20 protein-coding genes are annotated in these 21,273 nt (G+C 64.3%); 6 read left to right on the top strand and 14 right to left on the bottom strand.

Annotation, left to right across the window (positions count from 1 at the left end):
* Positions 1-22: 22 nt before the first annotated feature.
* Positions 23-2,074 carry a putative bifunctional diguanylate cyclase/phosphodiesterase gene (locus ACTTAI_RS07015; protein WP_444455073.1) on the bottom strand — a complete coding sequence of 684 codons (2,052 nt, stop codon included), beginning with the start codon at positions 2,072-2,074 and terminating at the stop codon, positions 23-25.
* 360 nt (positions 2,075-2,434) lie between these two features.
* Here ACTTAI_RS07015 and ACTTAI_RS07010 point away from each other — a divergent pair, with 360 nt between their 5' ends.
* On the top strand, positions 2,435-2,974 hold the full coding sequence (locus ACTTAI_RS07010) for an integrin alpha (RefSeq protein ID WP_444455072.1): 540 nt from the start codon (positions 2,435-2,437) through the stop codon (positions 2,972-2,974).
* 48 nt (positions 2,975-3,022) lie between these two features.
* Here the strand turns inward: ACTTAI_RS07010 and ACTTAI_RS07005 are convergent, their stop codons facing one another.
* The 6 genes from ACTTAI_RS07005 to ACTTAI_RS06980 form a co-directional block, all read right to left on the bottom strand.
* Entirely contained in the window at positions 3,023-4,003 is a 981-nt protein-coding gene (locus ACTTAI_RS07005) for an ABC transporter substrate-binding protein (RefSeq protein WP_444455706.1), read from the bottom strand.
* 46 nt (positions 4,004-4,049) lie between these two features.
* Entirely contained in the window at positions 4,050-4,898 is an 849-nt protein-coding gene (locus tag ACTTAI_RS07000) for an ABC transporter permease (RefSeq protein WP_444455071.1), read from the bottom strand.
* Positions 4,895-5,758, bottom strand: coding sequence for an ABC transporter permease (locus ACTTAI_RS06995; RefSeq protein WP_444455070.1), 864 nt, complete (start codon positions 5,756-5,758; stop codon positions 4,895-4,897). Before ACTTAI_RS06995 ends, ACTTAI_RS07000 begins: the two co-directional genes overlap by 4 nt.
* Before the next feature lie 39 nt (positions 5,759-5,797).
* Positions 5,798-6,589 (bottom strand): ABC transporter ATP-binding protein, encoded by a 792-nt coding sequence (locus ACTTAI_RS06990; protein WP_444455069.1) that lies wholly within the window; start codon positions 6,587-6,589, stop codon positions 5,798-5,800.
* Positions 6,590-6,595: 6 nt separating this feature from the next.
* Positions 6,596-8,047 carry a dihydropyrimidinase gene (gene hydA, locus ACTTAI_RS06985; protein WP_444455068.1) on the bottom strand — a complete coding sequence of 484 codons (1,452 nt, stop codon included), beginning with the start codon at positions 8,045-8,047 and terminating at the stop codon, positions 6,596-6,598.
* Between the two features lie 78 nt (positions 8,048-8,125).
* Entirely contained in the window at positions 8,126-9,376 is a 1,251-nt protein-coding gene (locus tag ACTTAI_RS06980) for a Zn-dependent hydrolase (RefSeq protein ID WP_444455067.1), read from the bottom strand.
* Positions 9,377-9,680: 304 nt separating this feature from the next.
* Between ACTTAI_RS06980 and ACTTAI_RS06975 the strand changes: the two genes are divergently transcribed.
* A complete protein-coding gene (locus ACTTAI_RS06975) occupies positions 9,681-9,965 on the top strand; it encodes a helix-turn-helix domain-containing protein (RefSeq protein WP_444455066.1) in 285 nt (94 codons plus the stop codon).
* Positions 9,966-10,245: 280 nt separating this feature from the next.
* Here the strand turns inward: ACTTAI_RS06975 and preA are convergent, their stop codons facing one another.
* Together preA and ACTTAI_RS06965 are read right to left on the bottom strand one after the other, a co-directional pair.
* Positions 10,246-11,547 carry an NAD-dependent dihydropyrimidine dehydrogenase subunit PreA gene (gene preA, locus ACTTAI_RS06970; RefSeq protein ID WP_444455065.1) on the bottom strand — a complete coding sequence of 434 codons (1,302 nt, stop codon included), beginning with the start codon at positions 11,545-11,547 and terminating at the stop codon, positions 10,246-10,248.
* A 1-nt stretch (position 11,548) separates the two neighbouring features.
* Complete coding sequence (locus ACTTAI_RS06965; RefSeq protein WP_444455064.1) at positions 11,549-12,880, bottom strand: NAD(P)-dependent oxidoreductase; 1,332 nt, start codon at positions 12,878-12,880, stop codon at positions 11,549-11,551.
* An 815-nt stretch (positions 12,881-13,695) separates the two neighbouring features.
* Between ACTTAI_RS06965 and ACTTAI_RS06960 the strand changes: the two genes are divergently transcribed.
* From ACTTAI_RS06960 to ACTTAI_RS06945, 4 genes are all read left to right on the top strand, one after another.
* Positions 13,696-13,845: a light-harvesting protein gene (locus tag ACTTAI_RS06960; protein ID WP_097068188.1), complete on the top strand. Its 150-nt coding sequence runs from the start codon at positions 13,696-13,698 to the stop codon at positions 13,843-13,845.
* Positions 13,846-13,865: 20 nt separating this feature from the next.
* Positions 13,866-14,042 (top strand): light-harvesting protein, encoded by a 177-nt coding sequence (locus ACTTAI_RS06955; protein ID WP_444455063.1) that lies wholly within the window; start codon positions 13,866-13,868, stop codon positions 14,040-14,042.
* Between the two features lie 95 nt (positions 14,043-14,137).
* Positions 14,138-15,526: a PucC family protein gene (locus tag ACTTAI_RS06950; protein WP_444455062.1), complete on the top strand. Its 1,389-nt coding sequence runs from the start codon at positions 14,138-14,140 to the stop codon at positions 15,524-15,526.
* A gap of 61 nt (positions 15,527-15,587) precedes the next feature.
* Complete coding sequence (locus ACTTAI_RS06945; protein ID WP_444455061.1) at positions 15,588-16,286, top strand: hypothetical protein; 699 nt, start codon at positions 15,588-15,590, stop codon at positions 16,284-16,286.
* Between the two features lie 322 nt (positions 16,287-16,608).
* On the opposite strand, the gene ACTTAI_RS06940 is transcribed toward ACTTAI_RS06945, so the two are convergent.
* The 5 genes from ACTTAI_RS06940 to ACTTAI_RS06920 all read right to left on the bottom strand — a co-directional run bounded on the left by ACTTAI_RS06940 (position 16,609) and on the right by ACTTAI_RS06920 (position 21,268).
* The gene (locus tag ACTTAI_RS06940; RefSeq protein ID WP_444455060.1) at positions 16,609-17,328 is read right to left on the bottom strand and encodes a sulfate/molybdate ABC transporter ATP-binding protein; all 720 of its coding nucleotides are present in this window, start codon (positions 17,326-17,328) and stop codon (positions 16,609-16,611) included.
* An 8-nt stretch (positions 17,329-17,336) separates the two neighbouring features.
* Positions 17,337-18,200 carry a sulfate ABC transporter permease subunit CysW gene (cysW, locus tag ACTTAI_RS06935; protein WP_444455059.1) on the bottom strand — a complete coding sequence of 288 codons (864 nt, stop codon included), beginning with the start codon at positions 18,198-18,200 and terminating at the stop codon, positions 17,337-17,339.
* The gene (gene cysT / locus ACTTAI_RS06930) at positions 18,193-19,029 is read right to left on the bottom strand and encodes a sulfate ABC transporter permease subunit CysT (RefSeq protein WP_444455058.1); all 837 of its coding nucleotides are present in this window, start codon (positions 19,027-19,029) and stop codon (positions 18,193-18,195) included. Before cysT ends, cysW begins: the two co-directional genes overlap by 8 nt.
* A gap of 189 nt (positions 19,030-19,218) precedes the next feature.
* Positions 19,219-20,193 (bottom strand): cysteine synthase A, encoded by a 975-nt coding sequence (gene cysK / locus ACTTAI_RS06925; protein ID WP_444455057.1) that lies wholly within the window; start codon positions 20,191-20,193, stop codon positions 19,219-19,221.
* Between the two features lie 196 nt (positions 20,194-20,389).
* Positions 20,390-21,268: a calcium-binding protein gene (locus ACTTAI_RS06920; RefSeq protein WP_444455056.1), complete on the bottom strand. Its 879-nt coding sequence runs from the start codon at positions 21,266-21,268 to the stop codon at positions 20,390-20,392.
* Positions 21,269-21,273 lie beyond the last annotated feature (5 nt).

Raw genomic sequence — 21,273 nt, 5'->3', positions numbered from 1 at the left:
TCGTCACTCTCTTCACGAAGGTTCAGAGTTTCTTGCCCGGCGGCGGCAGCGCGTCGAACGGCTGTGCGGGGCCGAAGCGGAAGCCCTGCCCCTCCAGACAGCCAAGCCCGCGCAGATAGGTGGCGGCCTTGTCGCTCTCGATCCCCTCGGCCACGGTCTCCAGCCCCAGCACCGCCGCCAGATCGAGAATCGCGCGCAGGATTGCGGCGTTGCGGTGATCGCCCGAAAGGCCAAGCACGAAGGATTTGTCGAGCTTGATCCGGTCGATCGGCAAATCCCGCAGATGCGACAGGGAGGCAAAACCGGTGCCGAAGTCATCCAGGGCGATCCGCATCCCCTCGGCCCGCAGCCGTTCAAAGCCCTGCGCCAGCACGTCGGCGCGCTGACCAAGCAGCACGGTCTCGACCACTTCCAGCTCGATCAGCTTCGGAGACAGGCCCCGCGCCGCGATCAGCGCCAGAATCTGTTCGGCGAAATTCATGCCCCGGAGCGAGGCTTCAGAGAAGTTCACCCCCACCCGCATCAACCGCGGCGCGTCGCGTTTCAGATCCGCCAGCACCGCGTCGAGTACGTTGCCATCCACCAGCCGCGCGCAATCGACATCGTCGAGCGCCGCCCCCCAGACCTCGGGGGTGCAGATATGTCCATCGGGGCTGCGAATCCGCGCCAGCGCCTCGTAGCCGACGATGCGGCGTGTATCGAGCCGCACCTTGGGTTGATACCAGGCGAGAATACGACCGTCGCGCGCCGCCTCCTGCACGAAGGCGATGGCTTTGCGACGGGCATCGATGCGGGCCCGCAGCGGGCCACGCAGAAAGGCTGCCGAGCCAGGCCGAACCGATTTCACCTCGGTCAAAGCCTGACGGGCGCAGCGCAAAAGCCCCTCGGCATCGGTGCCATCGGCAGGAAAGGTCGCAAGACCGATGCAGGCGGTCAGTTTTGTCGCGGCCACATCGAAGGGTTGCGCCAATGCCGCCCGAGCCTCGTGAGCGAGGCGTTCGGCCATGGCATCGGCATTCGCCGCAGACAGCAGCAGCGCGAATTCGTCCCCCCCCAGCCGCGCCACCAACCCGGCAGCGCCCACCAGCCCGCTCAGCCGCACTGCCACATCCTGCAGAATCTCGTCCGCGGCATCGGCACCGAGCATATCGTTCACCGCGTTGAAATCGTCGATGTCGAGCAGCACCAGCGCGAAGGGCCCACCGTCGAACGCGGTCTGCAGGCGACGATGGAACAGGCGGCGATTGGCGAGTCCGGTCAGGTCGTCGATATTCGCGGCCTGCCAGAGCCGCTGCTGATCCTCGTGCATCCGGGTCACATCGTTGAGCACCCCGGCAATGCGCACCATCTGCCCGCCCAGCCATTCCCCCTCGGCCTGCAACTGCACCCGGCGCAGCTCGCCGGTGGGGGTGGCCAGAACGGCCTCTTGTGCCAGCGGCTCCTGCGTGCGAGCGAGCCGCGCCAGATCAGCCCGGATCGCCGTGCGGACCTTGGCAGAGACGAACCGCTCCAGCATCTGGTCCAGCGTCAGCCCCGCGTCAGGAACAAGACCAAGCATCTGGAACACCCGATCCGAGGCCTCGATCTGGCCCGTCTCGGGATCGAGCGCAAAGGCCCCGACCCCGGCCATGCGCTCGATCTGCGCCAGCCAGCGGTCGCGCAGCTGTGCGACCAGCCCCGAACGCGCCTGATCCTGATCATGCTGATACTTCCGCGCCGCATCGAAAAGGACATAACCGATATGCCCGCCCTCCGCCGAGATCTGCGCGCTGAGCAGACAATGCCGCAGCCCCCCCGTGCCATCGGGCAGGGGCAGCGTCACCTCGTCGATATGGCCCTTCAGCCGCAGCTTCGGCCACAGATGCGTCTTCCAGTAGAGCTGCCCCGGCGTTGCCAGAAGCTGCGCGAAACTGCGCGCGCCAATCACCGCCCCAGCGGGTTGGCAAAGCCAGCGCAAGAGCGTTGCATTGGCGGCAAGAATCGTCCCCTCGGCATCCGTGAGCAGCAACCCGCAGGGCAGAAGATCTGCTTCGGGGCCAAAACCACTGGCCAGAAAGGCAGGAAAATCCATCATCGCCGGGCCATCCAACCGCAAGGCCACCGCATCCGGCCCCCCTCGCGCAAGATGCGCGGGAGCACGCACGGACCGACAGCTTGCGGTTTCGTCACGCGAAAGTCCTCCTGAGACGGGACCGAGGCCGGTCTCGCACCTCCTGATTACACCCGAGTTGCCACCGAATCCTTGATGCGACCCCGAATTTCACATCGCGATGCATATTTTTCAACCTGCAGCGGTGTCGATCCGGGGAGGGTTAAAGAATCCTTGTCGGAACGTGAACGGAGGCGCAAATTCACAACCAATGCGTGTGTATCTGCCATCAAAACGAGGGATTTCCCCTAAGGCGCGCAGCGGATCGGAGCGCGGGAGGACGCGGTGACGCGGGATGTCGATCTCTCGGCCCTGAGGTCGGATCAGGGCATTGTCCTGCACGACGACGTGGCAGGCGGGGGGTTCGGTTGCTGCGTCGCATCAGCGGGTGACATCAACGGCGACGGGCGCGACGACCTCATGATCGGGGCCTCCAGCGATGGCGCGGTATGGGTGATCTTTGGTCAGGCCACATCGGCATTCCCGAACCGGGTTGATCCGGCCACGCTCTCCCCGGATCTGGGTTTCGTGATCCAGGGCGCGGCGGATGGCAGCTGCCTTGGTGCGAGCCTTGCTGCCGCGGGCGACGTGAACGGGGACGGCTTCGGCGACATCCTGATCGGAGCGCCCCGCAGCGACTCGGGCGCCGTGGACAGCGGCGCCGCCTGGGTGATCTATGACCGCGACATCGCAGGCGGGGCCACGCCTTTCGACACGATTGATCTGACAGCCCTTGCGCCCGAAGCGGCGGCGGGCGCAAGGGTGCTGGTGGCGCGTCTCTCAACCGATCTCGATCTGACAGCGGCCGAGTTCATCGTCTTCTGACGAAAAGGGCGCCCGAAGGCGCCCTTCCCGATGCACATGCGATGGCGCTTATTTCAGCGCTTCGTTGGTGATGTCGAGCGTATAGGCACCCTCGGGGGTCTTGGTGATCACCGGATCCGAGCCGCCACCCATCAGCGTCGCCACGGTGCGGTCGTAATCGGCCACATCCAGCGCGCCGTTCGAACCCGCCGTCAGCTTCGCCACTTCGCTCATCATGCGCTTCTGGTGCACCTCGGTCTGCGCCCCGGTCTCGTCGTTTTCCAGAACGATTTCCGCGGCTTCATCCGGGTTCGCCTCGGCGTATTTCCAGCCTTTCATCGAGGCGCGGACAAACTTCACCATCGTCGCCTTGAAGGCCGGATCGGCGAGCTTGTCCTCCATCACGTAAAGACCGTCTTCGAGCGTCGCGACGCCCTCGTCTTCATATTTGAAGGTCACCAGATCCTCGGGCTTGATGCCCGCGTCGATCACCTGCCAGTATTCGTTGTAGGTCATCGTCGAGATGCAGGCGGCCTGCTTTTGCAACAGCGGATCGACGTTGAAGCCCTGTTTCAGCACTTCGACGCCATCGGCGCCGCCCTTGGTCGGGATGCCCAGCTTCGACATCCAGTTCAGGAACGGATATTCGTTGCCGAAGAACCACACGCCCAATGTCTTGCCCTTGAAGTCAGCGGTGGTGGCAACGCCCGATTCCTTCAGACAGGTCAGCATCATGCCCGAATGCTTGAAGGGCTGCGCGATGTTGACGAGCTTGAGCCCCTTTTCGCGCGCGGCGAGCGTCGGCGGCATCCAGTCGACGATGACATCGGCACCACCGCCAGCGATCACTTGCTCGGGGGCAATGTCGGGGCCGCCCGGCAGGATCGTGACGTCAAGGCCCTCGTCCTTGTAATAGCCCTTCTCGGCGGCGACGTAGTAACCGGCGAATTGCGCCTGCGTCACCCATTTCAGCTGCAGCTTCACTTCCTCGGCCGACACGCCGCCCGCCATCAGGGCAAGGGCCGCCGCCCCGAGCATCATCTTCTTCATCATCGTCTCTCCTGTTGGTCCCGGACTTTGTGCCCGGTTGGTTAATTCATCTTCCCCGTTGTGACGGGTGCCAGAAGGTCGCCGCCTTTTCGATCATCGCGATCAGGCCAAAGAGCCCCGATCCCGCCAGCGCCGCCACCGCGATCTCGGCCCAGACGAGCGCCAGATCGAGCTGGCCAACCGAGGTCGAGATCCGGAACCCCATCCCCCGCGTCGGCGAGCCGAAGAACTCGGCCACGATCGCGCCAATCAGCGCCAGCGTGGTCGCGATCTTGAGGCCGTTGAAGAGGAACGGCAAGGCCGCAGGCAGGCGGAGCTTGATCAGGGTCTGGCTGTAGCTGGCCGAATAGGTCGCCATCAGATCGCGGCTCAGCGCATCGGTGGCGGCAAGCCCCGCGACCATGTTCACCAGCACCGGGAAGAACACCATCACCACGACGACGGCGGCCTTCGATTGCCAGTCGAACCCGAACCACATCACCAGAATCGGGGCGATGCCGACGATGGGCAGCGCGGCGACGAAGTTGCCGACCGGCAGCAGGCCGCGTTGCAGGAAGGGCGAGCGATCCACCGCAATCGCCGTCGCCACTGCCGCGCCGCAACCGATCAGATAGCCCGCGAGCGCCCCTTTCAGGATCGTCTGCGCGAAATCCTCCCACAAAAGCGGGATGTTGGCCATGATCGCCACCGCAATGTCGGACGGCGCAGGCAGGATCACCGGGCTGACATTCAGCCCCCGCACCAGCCCCTGCCAGAGCACGATCAGCGTGACGCCAAAGAGGATGGCCACGAAGCTGCGCACCGGACGCGAGGTCGGAAACCGCTCGGCCAGATGAAAGTTCAGCGCCATCGCGCAGGCCCAGAACAGCAGGGCTCCGTAACCGACCGCGCTCATTTCGCCATCCCCATGCGCTTGAGAACCGCGCGCTCGATCACGCCGACGATCAGCACCAGCACGGCCGCCAGAATCGCCGCGGCAAAAAGCGCCGACCAGATCTGGATCGTCTGGCCATAGTAGCTGCCCGACAAAAGCCGCGCGCCAAGCCCCTGCGAGGCCCCGGCGGGCAGTTCGGCGACGATCGTGCCGACCAGCGCCGCCGCGACGCCGACCTTCAGCGAGGCGAACAGATAGGGCATCGACGACGGCAGGCGCAGCTTCCAGAACGCCTCCGACCCGCTCGCATTATAGGTGCGCAACAGGTCGAGCTGCATCCCGTCGGGCGCGCGCAGCCCCTTCACCATGCCCACCAGCACCGGGAAGAAGCTCAGATAGGCGGCGATGATCGCTTTTGGAATCAAGCCCTTGATCCCCAGGGATGCCAGCACGACGATGACCATCGGCGCAATCGCCAAAATCGGAATCGTCTGGCTGGCAATCGCCCAGGGCATCACGCTCATGTCCATGGCGCGGCTGTGCACGATGCCGACGGCCAGCACGATGCCTGCCAAAGTGCCAAGGGCAAACCCCGCCATCGTCGCCGAAAAGGTGATCCAGGAATGCAGCACGAGGCTTTTCTTCGAGGTGATCTTCTGCCCCGTGAACCCGTCCCAGAGGCCCTTGGCCACCTGATGCGGCGCGGGCAGCACCGGACGCTCCTGCATCATCGTGTCGGCCAGCACCTGCGAGACAGTGACCGTCTGCCCGGCGCGGGCCGCCTGATCATAGGTCCATTGCTTGTTCAGCATCACCGCCGCGCCATACCAGAGCGCGATGATGGCAGCGAGAACCGTCAGGATCGGAAGGATCGATCTCATGTCCGCCCCCCTTCCCCGCGCGAAACGCGCCCGTACCGCTCAATCATAGGCATGCCCCGCGCGCAGGCCTTCGCGGACGCGATGGGCGATCTTCAGGAATTCCGCGCTGTCGCGGATATCGAGCGGGCGTTCCTTCGGCAGGGTGCTTTCGATCACATCGGTGATCCGCCCCGGACGGGGCGACATCACGACGATCTTGGTTGAAAGGTAAACCGCTTCCGGAATCGAATGGGTGACGAAACCGATGGTCTTGCCGGTCCGCGCCCAGAGCTTCAAAAGCTCCTCGTTCAGACGGTCGCGCACGATCTCGTCCAGCGCGCCGAAGGGCTCGTCCATCAGCAGGATATCGGCGTCGAAAGCCAGCGCCCGCGCGATCGAGGCGCGCTGCTGCATCCCCCCCGAAAGCTGCCAGGGGAACTTCTTCGCGAAGCCCTCGAGATCAACGAGGGACAGCACTTTTCGAACGCGCTCCTCCTGTTCGGCCTTGGTATAGCCCATGATTTCAAGCGGAAGTTTCACATTGCCCGCAATCGTGCGCCACGGATAAAGCCCGGCGGCCTGAAACACATAGCCGTAGGACCGCGCTTTCCGCGCCTCGTCGGGCGGGATCGAATTGACCTTCAGCGTGCCGCTGGTCGGGTGTTCCAGCGCCGCGATACAGCGCAGGAACGTCGTCTTGCCGCAGCCCGAGGGGCCGATGAAGCTGACGAAATCGCCCCGCTCGATCGACAGGTTCACGTCTTTCAGCGCCTGAACCGGGCCATCGTTGGTTTCGAAGACCAGGTTCAGGTCCTTGGCAAAAATCACGGGGGCTTTCACGTCGTCGTTCATCCTTGCTCACACGCCACTGGCCGGGATACCGGCGCGCACCACGGGACGCGGCGCGGTCAAGTCCTTCCAGGTGCTCAGCGCCTTGCTGACCGACCCATTCGGCTCGCGCGCCACGAATTGCCCGTGGCCTTCGCGGCTTTGCACCTTTCCTTCAGCAACCGCAACCATCCCGCGGCTGAGCGTGTAGCGCGGCAGGCCCTTCACTTCCTTGCCCTCGAAGACGTTGTAATCAATCGCAGATTGCTGAGCGCTGGCGGAAATCGTCTTCGTTGCCTCGGGGTCCCAGACCACCAGATCGGCATCCGCCCCCACCAGCACCGCGCCTTTCTTCGGATACATGCCCATGATCTTGGCGATATTGGTCGAGGTCACGGCAACGAATTCGTTCATCGTGATCCGCCCGGTATTCACCCCCGCCGACCACAGCATCGGCAGCCGGTCCTCAAGGCCCCCGGTCCCGTTCGGGATCTTGGTGAAATTGCCGACACCAAAGCGCTTCTGCTCGGTGGTGAACGCGCAATGGTCGGTGGCGACGCAGGACAGCGTCCCGGCCGCCAGCCCCGCCCAAAGGCTGTCCTGATGGTGCTTCGCCCGGAACGGGGGGCTCATCACGCGGCGCGCCGCATGGTCCCAGTCGGGGTGGAAATACTCGGTCTCGTCCAGCGTCAGATGCTGGATCAGCGGCTCGCCCCAGACCCGCTTGCCCTGCATCCGCGCCCGCCGAATGGCATCATGCGCCTCCTCGCAGGAGGTATGCACGACATAAAGCGGCACGCCCGCCATGTCGGCGATCATGATCGCGCGGTTCGTCGCCTCGCCCTCGACCTGAGAGGGGCGCGAATAGGCATGCGCCTCGGGCCCGGTGTTGCCCTCGGCCAGAAGCCGCGCCGACATTTCGGCAACGATATCCCCATTCTCGGCATGCACCATCGGGATCGCGCCGATCTCGGCGCAGCGGCGGAAGCTGGCGAACAATTCATCATCGTTCACCATCAGACTGCCCTTGTAGGCGAGGAAATGCTTGAACGAGGTGATGCCGCGGTCCACCACCTTCGGCATTTCCTCGAACACCTGCTCGCCCCACCAGGTCACGGCCATGTGGAAGGAATAATCGCAATGCGCGCGGGTGGATTTGTTGTCCCACATCTTCAGCGCATCCATCAGCCCCTGCCCGGGCGCGGGCAGCGCGAAGTCGATCACCATCGTCGTGCCGCCCGCCAGCGCCGCGCGGGTGCCAGAATCAAAATCATCGCTCGAATAGGTGCCCATGAAGGGCATCTCGAGGTGGGTATGCGGGTCGATCCCGCCCGGCATCACATAGCAGCCGGTGGCGTCGAGCACGGTATCCCCCGTCAGCCCCTGCCCGATCGCGATGATCTGCCCGCCCTCGATCGCCACATCCGCCTTGTAGGTCAGATCGGCGGTGACGATGGTTCCGTTCTTGATGACTGTGGTCATGGTCAATTCCCTGCAAGCGCTTGTTTTTTCTTGGCGCAAATACGCCGGGGGTCCGGGGGCAGCGCCCCCGGCGCGCGGTCACTCGACGACTTCGGCGGTCTCCAGAACCGCATGCAGCAGCACATCTGCCCCCGCCGCAGCCCATTCGGGCGAGATTTCCTCGGCCTCGTTATGCGACAGCCCGTCGACACAGGGGCACATCACCATCGTCGTCGGCGCCACTTTCGCCGTCCAGCAGGCGTCATGCCCCGCGCCCGAGATGATGTTGCGATGCGGGTAGCCAAGCTTCTCGGCCGCCGCGCGAACGCGCCCCACGAGCTCCGGAGTGAAGGTGACCGGGTCGAAATGGCCCACGGCCTCGATGGCGCAGCCGACTTTCAGCTCGGCGCAGATCGCCGCGGCGCGTTTCTCGATCTCGGCCCGCATCCCGTCGAGCTTCGCCTGATCGGGCGAACGGATATCGACGGTGAAGATCACCGTCCCGGGCAACACGTTGCGCGAATTGGGGCTGAATTTCACCTGCCCCACACCGCCCACGGCATCGGGCTGGGCGGCCATCGCGACCTCTTGCACCATCTCCATGATCCGCGCCATCGCAAGACCCGCGTTGACCCGCATCCCCATCGGCGTCGAGCCGGTGTGGGCTTCTTTCCCGGTCAGGGTGAATTCGAGCCACCACAGCCCCTGGCAATGCGTCACCACACCGATGGTCTTCGCCTCGGCCTCCAGAATCGGGCCCTGCTCGATGTGCAGCTCGAAATAGGCATGCATCTTGCGCGCGCCGACTTCTTCGTCACCGACCCAGCCAATCCGCGCCAGTTCCTCGCCGAAGCTCTTGCCGTCGAGATCCTTGCGCGCATAGGCATAGTCGAGCGTATGGATGCCCGCAAAGACGCCCGAGGCGAGCATGGCAGGCGCAAACCGCGCCCCTTCCTCATTCGTCCAGTTCGTCACCACGATCGGGTGTTTCGTCTTCAGGCCGCGGTCGTTCATCGTTCGGATGACTTCAAGCCCGCCAAGAACCCCCAGAACGCCATCGTATTTGCCGCCCGTCGGCTGGGTGTCGAGATGCGAGCCGATATAGACCGGCAGCGCCTCGGGGTCGGCGCCCTCGCGACGCATGAACATGTTGCCCATCTTGTCGAGGCCCATCGTCATTCCGGCGGCATCGCACCAGCTTTTGAACAGCGCACGGCCCTCGGCATCGGCATCGGTCACGGTCTGGCGGTTGTTGCCCCCCGCCACGCCCGGCCCGACCTGCGCCATCTGCATCAGGCTGTCCCAAAGGCGTGCGGAATCGATACGGAGGTTTTCTCCGGGTGATGGCATCTGGCTGTCTCCCTGTCGTCTGTGGGGCTTTGCCCTCTTGCGACTCATTTTCTGACCGATTGGTCAGAGGAAAGAGGCCACGCTTCCCCGCCCCGGTCAATGGGGAATGGGGGCCTTTTGCCGCAGTCGGCGCCAAGGACACAGGCCATTGCCCGAATTTTGGGCGCACAAACCGGCGGCTTGATCGGCGCAACCGATGCGGTTAGCGTCATGGAACCCGAGAAGGCGCCGAAGGCCCCCGGGCGCCGGTTGACAGGGAAAATCCCGCGACCGGAACGGCAGAGCAGTCAATGACGAGGCAGGCATGGAAGAGATGGAGAGCGACCTCTGGGAGGCGCTCGAACGCAGCGCAGCCTTTTTCGAGGGGAACGCGGCCTTCGAGCCGATCCGGCAGGACCGCATCAACCCCGTGGAATTGCGGCGCAAGATGGGTCTGACGCAAGCGCAGATGGCCCCGATGATGGGCATGAGCCTGTCGGGCTATCGCAAATGGGAACAGGGCCAGCGCACGATCAGCGGCCCGGCCGCGGTGCTGCTGCGGGTGATCGAGACGGCCCCCGAAGCGGTCAAACAGGCGCTGGCGTCGTAAGATAAAGTCTCCCGCAAGGGTCGGGCGGAGAAGGAAAAGCACCGCTTTTCCCCGCCCGTTGGCGCAACCGCGGTTGCGGGACCGCGTCCACAAGCATGACAGAGGGCAGCGCCCGCGCCCTCCGGGCGAGAAGCGCCCGCCTGTGGCGCGGGGCGGGCGCTGCCCGAGTGCCTTGGGGCACTCGGGGGTCACGGGGCTTATGTGACCCATGTGACCTCGGCGATGGCCTCGGTCATGGCAAAGGCGGGGCTTCCCGGTCCATGCCGGAAAGCCCGAAGCCTCACTTCCCGCTGGTCGTTGCCATCGGGTTGTTCGGATGCCCGGTCCAGTTCAGATAGTCGCTGACTGGCTTGCCGGTGCGCTGATCCAGCTCGCCCTCGGACAACTCGCGCATGGTGATGCAGTTCGTCGGGCAGACCTCGACACAGAGGTTGCAGGCGACACATTCCTCTTCCTTCACCGTCACCGTGCGATCCGCCGCCATGGTGATCGCCTGATGCGAGGTATCCTCGCAGACGATGTGGCAGCGGCCGCATTTGATGCAATCGTCCTGATTGATCGAGGCCTTGGTGGTGTAGTTGAGGTTCAGATACTGCCAGTCGGTCACCTTCGGCACGGCCCGGCCGACAATCTCGCGCGTCTCGGTCAGACCCTTGCGGTCCATGTAGTCCGACAGGCCCGAGATCATCTCCTCGACGATCTTGAAGCCATAGGTCATCACCGCGGTGCAGACCTGCACGTTCGAGGCGCCCAAAGCCATGAACTCGGCCGCATCGCGCCAGGTGGTGACGCCGCCGATGCCCGAGATTGGCAGGCCGCGCGTGGCCGGGTTGCGGGCGATTTCCGCCACCATGTTCAGCGCGATGGGTTTCACCGCCGGACCGCAATAGCCGCCATGGGTGCCGAACCCGTCAATCGTCGGCTGCGGTGCAAACAGATCCAGATCGACCGATGTGATCGAATTGATCGTGTTGATCAGGCTGACCGCATCCGCCCCGCCGCGTTTCGCCGCCTCGGCCGGTTTGCGGATGTCCGAGATATTGGGCGTCAGCTTGACGATGCAGGGCATGCGCGAATGTTGCTTCACCCAGCGCGTCACCATTTCCACATATTCGGGCACCTGCCCCACCGCAGCGCCCATGCCGCGTTCGGCCATGCCATGCGGACAGCCGAAGTTCAGCTCGACCCCGTCGGCCTCGGTTTCCTCGACGCGGGCAAGGATCGATTTCCAGCTGTCCTCGTCGCAGGGCACCATCAGCGACACGACCAGCGCCCGGTCCGGGTAATCGCGCTTGACCGATTTGATCTCGCGCAGGTTCACCTCGAGCGGGCGGTCGGTGATCAGTTCGATATTGTTGAGCCCCAAAAGCGTGCCATCCGGCCCGTGAATCGCGCCATAGCGCGGGCCGGACACGTTCACCACCGGCGGGCCATCAAGCCCGAGCGTCTTCCAGACGACGCCGCCCCAGCCCGCCTCGAAGGCGCGGCGCACGTTCACTTCCTTGTCGGTCGGCGGCGCCGAGGCGAGCCAGAACGGGTTCGGGGATTTGATGCCGAGGAATGTCGAAGTCAGGTCCGCCATCTCAGGCCCCCATCAGAAAAGCGTGGATGTCTTCGGCCGCGTCACGGCCCTGCGCGACGGCATTCACCGTCAGGTCTTCGCCGCCGGTGGCGCAATCGCCGCCCGCCCAGACATGCGAAAGCCCGGTGCGCCCCTGCGCATCGATCTCGATCTTGCCACCGGTGATCGTCAGCCCCTCGGGCACAGCGCCCAAGGTCTGGCCGATCGCGGTGAAGATCTGATCGGCCTTGATCCGCAGCGTGTCCTCAAGCTGCACCAGCTTGCCGTCGCGCGTTTCGGTGCGGGCGAATTCGACCTCATAGCCCTGATCGTCCTTGCGGATCGCCACAGGCGCCGCATTCGGCACGATCCGCACACCGTTCTTTTGCGCATGCTCCTGTTCGTGTTTCGAGGCGGGCATTTCCGCCTGCGAGCGGCGGTAGACGATGCTCGAGGTTTCCGCGCCCAGCAATTTCGCCTGCACCGCCGCATCGACCGCCGTCATGCCGCCGCCGATCACCACAACGCGCCGCCCGACCGGAACCGTCGCCAGATCCTCGGCCTGACGCAGATGCGCGATGAACTCGGTCGCGGGCGTCGCAAATTCCGCGCCGGGGATCGTCAGCGCATTCACGCCCGCAAGCCCCATGCCCAGAAAAACCGCATCATGCTCCTTGAGCAGATCCGCGACCGAGCCATTGCGGCCGAGTTTCCAGTTCTCCAGCACGGCAATGCCGCCGATCTGCAGCAGCCATGCCACTTCCTTGGCCGCAAAGCCGCCCGGCGCCTTGTAGGCGGCGATGCCATATTCATTCAGCCCGCCGGGCTTGAGGTGCGCATCATAGACGGTGACCTCGTGACCTAGCATCGCCAGCCGATGCGCGCAGGCCAGACCCGCAGGCCCCGCCCCCACAACGGCGACGGATTTATCCGTGCGCGGCGCGCGCGCGAAGGGGTGAACGCCAGAGGCTTGCAGCGTGTCGGTGGCATAGCGTTGCAAAAGGCCGATCTCGACCGGCTTGCCCTCGGCGGCCTCGCGCACGCAGGCGCCCTCGCACAGGGTTTCGGTCGGGCAGACCCGGGCGCACATGCCGCCCATGATATTTTGCGACAGGATCGTCTTCGCCGCCGCCTCCGGCGTGCCGGTCAGGATCTGCCGGATGAAAAGCGGCACATCGATGTCGGACGGGCAGGCGGTGGTGCACGGCGCCTCGGCGCAAAAGTAGCAGCGCGCCGCAGCCACCTGTGCCTGATGCGCGGTCAGCGGTTCCGCAACATCGGCGAAGGCCTCGCAATAGTCGGCAGGCGGTAGACGCCCGGGGTGCACCCCGGGCCGAAACTGGCTTGTGGTCACGATGACCTCCCTGGCTTTGTTATTGCCATCGAGGCTGCCACGATCCAAAATTTTATCAATAGGTAAAATACGTGATCCGCGCGAAGGACGCATTCCAGCCGGGCATCTGCCCAAGGAATGGGCGCACGACAGCACGGATCAGGGCAGAGATTCGGAAAAACGACGCAAATCAGCTCTGCAGCCCAAAGAGTCGGCCCAGATTCGGGCCCGGATTCGGCCCCGGAAGCTGCAAACTGCGTCAAACTGGCGAGGTGGGAGGCCGCCCGCGCAGTTTCAAGTCCTCACGGTCGATAAAATCAGCGCGACATTTCGACCTAAAGATTTCGGTTGCCTGCGACAGGCCGTCCACCCCCGAAACCGGGCCCGATGCCCGCAATCTGCGACAGCCTAACGCAGTTTAATGTACATCTGATCTTACACTTCAGCCCATCGCCCCGCCCGGACCCCGCCCGAGCGCCCCTCTCGCAAGGCCGCCGCAATGCGGAAACACCCTTTGCAAATTGACCCTTGCGCCCTGTCGCACCCCCCTGCCGCAGGCTCTCGCCGAGAGATCGAATCCCCCTGCGGAATCGGCGAAAGATGCGCCTGAAACACCTATTTTCACTGGGATTTTGCGCCCCCGGGGGTGGCCGAATTTGCCGCAGTGTCAGCCCGACTTTACACTTGATTGCCGACACTTGGGCTCCCATAGTGCGTCTCACGAGGTCGGATCACAGACGATCCGGCAGCGGGGGGGCGCTGAGACGGGGCTCGAACTTAACCGAGAGAGCTTCATCAACGCTCCCAATGATCCCAGTTTTGGAGGATTCGGGACAATGACTGACGATAAAGCTGGGCCGAGCGGCCTGACGCTGAAAGAAGCTGAAGAAATCCACAGCTACCTGATCGACGGCACCCGTGTGTTCGGGGCGATGGCGCTTGTTGCGCACATCCTCTCGGCCATTGCCACGCCGTGGCTCGGTTAATCGGGTAGAGGAGCAATACAATGAACAACGCCAAAATCTGGACCGTCGTCAAACCCTCGACCGGTATCCCGCTGATGCTCGGCGCCGTTGCCGTGACCGCTCTGATCGTTCACGCCGGCCTGCTGACCAACACCAGCTGGTTCGCGAACTACTGGAACGGCACCCCGATGACCGCGGTCGTCGCCGTCGCTCAGTAACGAGCTGATCTTGGGCCCACCGGCAACCGTCGGTGGGCCCATTCCCTCCGGGGCTGAGCCCCTCGCACTTTCTCTCTCCGACGGGCGGCTAGACTATGGGCTACCGTGCTTTTGCTCTGAAGAACCTGGCGCGGCACGCTCCGAAGTATCTGCCATTCGCCGATGTGGCCAGTGAAGAGGTTCCGCTCTCGCGGTTGCTGCGACTCTCGCTCTTTCAGATCACCGTCGGGATGACCATGACGCTGCTCGCGGGCACCCTCAACCGGGTGATGATCGTCGAGCTCGCAGTTCCGGCCTCCCTCGTCTCCGTGATGCTGGCGATGCCGATGTTGTTCGCACCTTTCCGCACGCTGATCGGCTTCAAGTCCGACACCCACAAGTCGGCTCTGGGGCTTCGTCGCGCGCCTTGGATCTGGAAGGGAACGATCTATCAATTCGGCGGTTTCGCCATCATGCCTTTCGCGCTTCTGGTGCTGTCGGGATTTGGGGAATCCGTACATGCGCCGCGCTGGATCGGGATGAGTGCGGCCGCGCTTGCCTTCCTCCTCGTGGGGGCCGGTGTCCACATCGTCCAGACCGCGGGTCTGGCCCTTGCCACCGACCTCGTCGAGGAGGAAGACCAACCGAAGGTCGTCGGCCTCATGTATGTGATGCTGCTCTTCGGAATGGTCATCAGCGCGCTCACCTATGGGGCGCTTCTGGCCAACTATACCCCGGGCCGCCTGATCCAGGTGATCCAGGGCACTGCGTTGATGAGTGTTGTGTTGAACATGGCGGCGATGTGGAAGCAGGAAGCCATCAGCCGGGATCGTGCCCGGCAAATGGCAGAAGCGGAACACCCGAGCTTCAAGGAGGCGATGAGCCTCCTGATGGCACGGCCGGGGATGTTGTCCCTGCTGACCGTGATCGCCTTGGGAACCTTCGGCTTTGGTATGGCCGATGTGCTGCTCGAACCCTACGGGGGTCAGGCTCTGCACCTGACCGTCGGAGAAACGACGAAACTGACCGCGCTCTTTGCGTTCGGGACGCTTATCGGCTTCGGTACGGCGTCTCGTGTGCTGGGGAACGGGGCAAGGCCGATGCCGCTGGCGATGCTGGGTGCATTGATCGGGGTGCCGGGTTTTGCTGCCATCATTCTGTCTTCGTTGATCAGCCAGGGCGGTATCTGGCTGTTCCTCGTGGGCACCTTCGCCATCGGTCTGGGCATTGGCCTTTTTGGTCATGCCACGCTGACGGCGACCATGCGCACCGCGCCTGCCGATCGGATCGGGCTGGCGTTGGGGGCCTGGGGTGCGGTGCAGGCGACGGCCGCCGGTGTTGGCGTCGCGCTTGCAGGGGTGGTTCGGGACGGCTTGGTTGCCTTGCCGGGGGCCTTCGGGGCCGGTGTGGCAGGGCCTTATAATACGGTGTTCGCTCTTGAAGCCGTGCTCTTGATCGTGGCCATCGCCTTTGCCGTTCCGCTGGCAAGGCGCGGCAGACGCTGAGGACTGGAACGGGCGAACCCGAGACGTGACTGAAGAATGCCCTTGAACCCGAGGAGGATGCATGACGACGGTGATCACACGGCTTTATGCCGATGAAAACACGGCTTGCGACATCGCAAGACAACTGAAAAGTGAAGGTATTCCGAAACGCGCTCTGAAGGTCGTCGTCGCCGACGGCAAGAAGGGCGCTGCCTTGGCCGAAGCCCTCAAGTCCGCCGGCGTGCATCCCAGCGCGGCTGCGGGCTATGCCGAACGTGTCGCCGGCGGCGCTGCCGCGCTCGTGGCGAAAGTCAACTACAAGCCGCTCGGCGCGGCGAAACTCGTGCGCGCCATCACTGCTCGCGCAGCGGTGGTCGCGGTCGAGAACGCAACCGAAGAGTTCACCTGTGAGGACGCATCTGAAATGACTGACAACATCATGAAAGACCACCGGCACATCTTCCTGCCGCAACCCGTCAAGGCCGACGAAAAACCCGGCGCCTTCTCGGAACGGTTTGGCTGGAAACTTCTGCTCGACACCCCGCGCAAGAAGAACGTCTACGAAGGCACCAAGTTCATGTCGCAAGACTTCTGGCCGACGCCGCTGGTGAAAACCACCGCGCCGAAGGTCAAGCTGCTGCCAGCTGACGCTCCGCCGCAATCGGCGAAGTTCTGGAAAGCTCCGCTCCTGAAGGACACGCCGCGTCAATCGAACGTGATCCCGGGCGACTTCCTGCCCTTCTCGCAGACCTTCGGTCTGGCGACCATTCAGCGTCGCTGATCACTGACAAGGGGCGGCATTGACCGCCCCTGCACTCCTCGGGTTGCGCCCGTCTGATCGCCCTTCCCCGGAAGGTCCGATCAGGCGGGCGCCTTTTATTTCGGCCCCCTGCCCTGCCGGGATTGCCCGCGGGCGGACAAGAAAACGCATCGCGTTTTCCCGCCCGTCGCGGGCCGGTCGACACAGGACCGCGTCGATCAAGCACAACAGAGGGCAGCGCCCGCCATGGGCGGGGCGGGCGCTGGCCGAGTGCTTGAAGCACTCGGCGGTCATGGGACTGATGTGCCACAGGGCCTCGGCGATGGCCTCGGCCAAACGCCCCTTACGCCGTAATGAACTCGCGCACGAAGGCCGAGGCCGGGCGGGCGCGGATGTCCTGCGGACGGCCGATCTGCTCGATCCGGCCCATCGACATCACCACGACCAGATCGGCAAGTTCCATCGCCTCTTCTTGGTCATGGGTCACGAAGACCGTCGTCAGTCCGGTCGCGTCGTGGATATCCCGCAGCCCCTGCCGCAGCTCCTTGCGCACCTTGGCATCAAGCGCCCCGAAGGGCTCGTCGAGCAGCAGCATTCGCGGCTCGATCGCCAGAGCCCGCGCCAGCGCAACGCGCTGACGCTGACCGCCCGACAGCTGGCTCGGGTAGCGCGCACCGATATCAGGCAGCTGGATCAGCTCCAGAAGCCGCTCGACGCGGCGGGCAATCTCGAGCTTCGGCGGACGCTCGGCCCGCGGCCGGGCCTTCAGCCCGTAGGCGATGTTTTCAAACACCGTCATGTGCCGGAACAGGGCATAGCTCTGGAACACGAACCCGGCACGGCGTTCCTGCACGGTCAGGTTCGTGGCGTCCTGCCCCTCGAAGAGCACCCGCCCCGAGCTGGGGAATTCAAGCCCGCCCAGAATGCGCAACAGCGTCGTCTTGCCGGAGCCCGAGGGGCCAAGCAGCGCCACCAGCGCCCCCGAAGGGATGGCAAGCGACACCGGATGCAGCGCCGCCGTCGTGCCGAAGAGCTTCGAGATCTCTTGAATGTCGATATCCATTTTGTCCCTCAGTGACGGTGGGTGGCGGCGATTTCGTCGGCGTGGCGCAGTTCCAGCACGGTCTTGACCAGAAGCGTGACCAGCGCGAGCGCGGTGAGCAGCCCGGCGAGAGAGAACGCCGCGACCGAGAGATATTCGTTGTAAAGCATCTCGATGGTGATCGGCATCGTCGCGGTCTGGCCGCGAATCTTGCCCGAGACGACGGCGACGGCACCGAATTCCCCCATCGCGCGGGCGTTGCACAGCAGGACGCCGTACAGCAGCGCCCAGCGGATCTTGGGCAGCGTCACCGTGACGAAGACACGCCAGCCAGAGGCGCCCAGCGTCAGCGCCGCTTCCTCTTCCTTGCAGCCCTGCTCGATCATCACCGGGATCAGCTCGCGCGCCACGAAGGGGAAGGTGACGAACATCGTCGCCAGCACGATCCCGGGCAGCGCGAAGACGATCGGATGGCCTTGCGCCACGAGCCAGCCGCCGATCGCGGAATTGGCGCCGAACATCAGGACGATGCAGAGCCCGGCGACAACCGGCGAAACCGAAAACGGCAGATCGATCAGTGTGATCAGGAACGCCTTGCCGCGGAAATCGAAGCGGGTGATGAACCAGGCGGCCGCGATGCCGAAGGCGGCGTTCAGCGGCACGGAAAAGGCGGCAATCGTCAGCGTCAGCCGGATGGCCGAGAGCGCGTCGGGATTGCCAAGGCTTTTCAGCGCGGCAAACCAGCCCTTGGCCAAGGCCTCGGCAAAGACGGTCAGCAGCGGCGCGGCCACCAGCAGCGCGATCCCGGCCACGGCGAGCAGGATCAGCACGAGCCGCACCAGCGGCGTTTCATCGGTGGCAGAGCGCCAGTTGCGTTCGGCTGCGTCAGACATCGCCAATCCTCCGGCGGCTCCAGATCTGGATGAGGTTGATGGCAAGCAGCATCGCGAAGCTGATCACCAGCATGGCAATGCCGATCGCGGCGGCGCCGTCGTAGTTGAATTCTTCAAGCTGGATCACGATCAGCAGCGGCGCGATCTCGGTTTTCAGCGGGATGTTCCCGGCAATGAAGATCACCGAGCCGTATTCGCCGACCGCCCGCGCCAGCGACAGCGCAAAGCCGGTCAGCGCGGCGGGCATCAGCATCGGCGCGATGATCCGGCGCAGCGTGGTGAACCGCGTGGCGCCGAGCGTCGCCGAGGCTTCTTCGACCTCGCGGTCAATCTCCTCGACCACGGGCTGCACGGTGCGGGTGACAAAGGGCAGGCCGACAAAGATCAGCGCGATGAAGATGCCCCATTGCGTATAGGCGATCTTCAGGCCGACCTCTTTCGCCAAGCTGCCAAAGACCCCGTTCGGCGCATAAAGCGTCGTCAGCGCGATGCCCGCGACAGCGGTGGGCAGCGCAAAGGGCAGATCGACCGCCGCATCGACCAGACGGCGGCCCGGAAAGTCGTAGCGCACCAGCACCCAAGCCAGAACCACGCCAAAGACAAGGTTGAACAGCGCCGCGAAGAACGAGAGCCGGAACGACAGCTCAAGCGCCGCCCAGACCCGTTCGCGGTTCACCGTGGCCCAGATCCCCTCAAGCCCGTAGCTTGCGCCTTGTGCCAGAAGCGCCCCGATCGGCCCCAGCACAACAAGCGAGAGCATCGTCAGCGTGATCCCCATCGAGAGCCCCAGCCCCGGCATCGGCGAACGGTTGATCAATGGTCGGAGCATGGCGGCGCGTCCCTCGTGTGAGCTTCGTCATTCCCAAAATATCTACTGCGGAAGTCGTTATTGAAAGGGATAAATCTCGCCTTTGTGGGTCGTCAATATAGAATTTTATTCTCCACCCCCTCCCCGAGTCGCGCCCAAACAAAAGGCCCCGCACCGGGCGAGGCCTTTGAAAGCGATGGACAATTTGCCTCAGGCGGGGGCGCCGGTTCCGTCGAAAACCCCCTCGAACAGCACCGAGGACAGATAGCGCTCGCCCGAGTCGGGCAGGATCAGCACGATGGTCTTGCCCGCATGCTCGGGCTGCGCCGCCAGACGCAGCGCCGCCGCCACGGCCGCACCGCCGGAAATCCCGGCCAGAATCCCCTCTTCCCGCGCCAGACGCAGGGCAGTGGCCACAGCCTCTTCGTTCGAGATCTGCTCGATCGCGTCGACAAGGCTCAGATCCAGCACCTCGGGCACGAAGCCCGCGCCGATGCCCTGGATCTTGTGCGGACCGGGCTTCACCGGCTCGCCCGCGCGGGTCTGGCTGAGCACCGGGCTCGCCGCGGGCTCGACTGCGACCGAGGTGATCGCCTTGCCCAGCGTCTTCTTGAAGTAGCGGCTGACGCCGGTGATCGTGCCACCTGTACCGACGCCCGCCACGAAGATGTCGATCTTGCCACCCGTTGCGGCCTCGATCTCGGGGCCGGTGGTGCGCTCGTGGATCGCCGGGTTGGCCGGGTTCTTGAACTGTTGCAGCAGCACGTATTTCGGGTCCGAGGCCGCGATTTCCTCGGCCTTGGCGATCGCGCCCGCCATCCCCTTGGCGCCTTCGGTCAGCACCAGTTTCGCACCATAAGCCAGAAGCAGCTTGCGCCGTTCAAGGCTCATCGTCTCGGGCATGGTCAGCGTGATCGGAATGCCGCGCGCCGCGGCGACAAAGGCCAGCGCGATCCCGGTATTGCCCGAGGTCGGCTCGACGATCTCCTTGCCCGGCGTCAGGATGCCCCGTTCCTCTGCGTCCCAGATCAGCGCCGCCCCGATCCGGCATTTGACCGAACCGGCCGGATTGCGGGCCTCGATCTTTGCCAGCACCGTGGCGCCCAACCCCTTGCCCAGCCGACCAAGCTTCACCAGCGGCGTGCCCCCGATCGAGAGCGAATTGTCCTCGAAAACCGTCGTCATCTGCATCTCTCCGAATGTGTTCCCACCCTATCGAGCACGCCCGGGCACGGTTGAAAAGGGGCTAAAACCCGCCTTCCACAAAGCGACCGAACTTTGGGATATTGGTATTTTGCCGCGGCCTCGAGAAAGCACAAAATTCTCTTGCCCAGCAATGCAACTGCAGAATCTGAGGCCGAAAGGCAGCCCGAGACCCGATTCAGAGAATAAAATCCGCCGCCGTGAGCAAATCCACATTGTTGAGCAGGATCGTCAGATTCGCGCGCCCGTCGCCATCCGTATCGGCTTGCAACAGGATATGTGGGCCGTTCGCATCGGTCTTGACCGTGTAGCGCAACTGGCCCGCGACATGGGTAAAAACGCCCGAGCCGATGAAGGTGAAGGCCTGATCATCCGCCGTGGCGCTGCTCGCGTCGATGGCGCTCAGATTGATATCGTCGATGCCATGCTGGAAATCGGTCACGGTATCTCGCACACCGGCGCACGACTCCGCCACGCTAGAATAGACAAACATGTCCGCGCCAAGGCTCCCGGTCAGCACATCCGCGCCGGCGCCGCCCACAAGCGTGTCGTCGCCCGCCCCGCCGTTCAGCCGATCCGCGCCGCCCCGCCCCCAAAGCACATTGTCACCGTCATTGCCGGTGATCGTGTTGCCAAGCCCGTTGCCCGAGCCGTTGAGCGAGGCCGTGCCCGTCAGCGTCAGCCGTTCGACATGCGCGGCAAGGCTCAACGAGACGGATGACAAGACCAGATCATTGCCGCCGTCCGCAGCCTCAAGAATCGTGTCCTGCCGATCCGTCACGATATAGGTGTCGTCGCCCGCCCCGCCGCTCACCGTATCGGCGCCGCGCCCCCCCGAGAGCGTGTCCTTCCCAAGTCCCCCGATCAAAGAGTCGTTGCCCCCAAGGCCCTGAAGAAGATCATCTCCGGCGCGTCCATCGATCGTATCGTTGCCCGCTTGCCCGGTCAGCCTGTCACGGCTCTCGGCGCCCACGACCGGCACGCCCTCGGTGATCGGGCTGGTGTATCCCCCGTAAAGGCGCAGGCTTGCAACAGACTTTGAGGACGTCCGGGTCATCAGAA

The sequence above is a fragment of the Rhodobacter capsulatus genome (genome assembly GCF_052363175.1).
Taxonomy (GTDB): Bacteria; Pseudomonadota; Alphaproteobacteria; order Rhodobacterales; family Rhodobacteraceae; genus Rhodobacter; species Rhodobacter capsulatus_D.
This window is presented reverse-complemented; position numbering and strand designations above follow the sequence as displayed.

What these genes read in the sequence shown, in the direction of transcription:
- ACTTAI_RS06950 (WP_444455062.1), top strand. Translation starts at nt 14,138, where the DNA reads ATGGGCTACCGTGCTTTTGCTCTGAAGAACCTGGCGCGGCACGCTCCG.
- ACTTAI_RS06975 (WP_444455066.1), top strand. Translation starts at nt 9,681, where the DNA reads ATGGAAGAGATGGAGAGCGACCTCTGGGAGGCGCTCGAACGCAGCGCA.
- cysT (WP_444455058.1), bottom strand. Translation starts at nt 19,029, where the DNA reads ATGCTCCGACCATTGATCAACCGTTCGCCGATGCCGGGGCTGGGGCTC.
- ACTTAI_RS06940 (WP_444455060.1), bottom strand. Translation starts at nt 17,328, where the DNA reads ATGGATATCGACATTCAAGAGATCTCGAAGCTCTTCGGCACGACGGCG.
- ACTTAI_RS07015 (WP_444455073.1), bottom strand. Translation starts at nt 2,074, where the DNA reads ATGATGGATTTTCCTGCCTTTCTGGCCAGTGGTTTTGGCCCCGAAGCA.
- ACTTAI_RS06980 (WP_444455067.1), bottom strand. Translation starts at nt 9,376, where the DNA reads ATGCCATCACCCGGAGAAAACCTCCGTATCGATTCCGCACGCCTTTGG.
- ACTTAI_RS06920 (WP_444455056.1), bottom strand. Translation starts at nt 21,268, where the DNA reads ATGACCCGGACGTCCTCAAAGTCTGTTGCAAGCCTGCGCCTTTACGGG.
- ACTTAI_RS06995 (WP_444455070.1), bottom strand. Translation starts at nt 5,758, where the DNA reads ATGAGATCGATCCTTCCGATCCTGACGGTTCTCGCTGCCATCATCGCG.
- ACTTAI_RS06945 (WP_444455061.1), top strand. Translation starts at nt 15,588, where the DNA reads ATGACGACGGTGATCACACGGCTTTATGCCGATGAAAACACGGCTTGC.
- ACTTAI_RS06990 (WP_444455069.1), bottom strand. Translation starts at nt 6,589, where the DNA reads ATGAACGACGACGTGAAAGCCCCCGTGATTTTTGCCAAGGACCTGAAC.
- preA (WP_444455065.1), bottom strand. Translation starts at nt 11,547, where the DNA reads ATGGCGGACCTGACTTCGACATTCCTCGGCATCAAATCCCCGAACCCG.
- ACTTAI_RS07005 (WP_444455706.1), bottom strand. Translation starts at nt 4,003, where the DNA reads ATGAAGAAGATGATGCTCGGGGCGGCGGCCCTTGCCCTGATGGCGGGC.
- ACTTAI_RS06955 (WP_444455063.1), top strand. Translation starts at nt 13,866, where the DNA reads ATGAACAACGCCAAAATCTGGACCGTCGTCAAACCCTCGACCGGTATC.
- cysW (WP_444455059.1), bottom strand. Translation starts at nt 18,200, where the DNA reads ATGTCTGACGCAGCCGAACGCAACTGGCGCTCTGCCACCGATGAAACG.
- ACTTAI_RS06960 (WP_097068188.1), top strand. Translation starts at nt 13,696, where the DNA reads ATGACTGACGATAAAGCTGGGCCGAGCGGCCTGACGCTGAAAGAAGCT.
- cysK (WP_444455057.1), bottom strand. Translation starts at nt 20,193, where the DNA reads ATGACGACGGTTTTCGAGGACAATTCGCTCTCGATCGGGGGCACGCCG.
- ACTTAI_RS07000 (WP_444455071.1), bottom strand. Translation starts at nt 4,898, where the DNA reads ATGAGCGCGGTCGGTTACGGAGCCCTGCTGTTCTGGGCCTGCGCGATG.
- hydA (WP_444455068.1), bottom strand. Translation starts at nt 8,047, where the DNA reads ATGACCACAGTCATCAAGAACGGAACCATCGTCACCGCCGATCTGACC.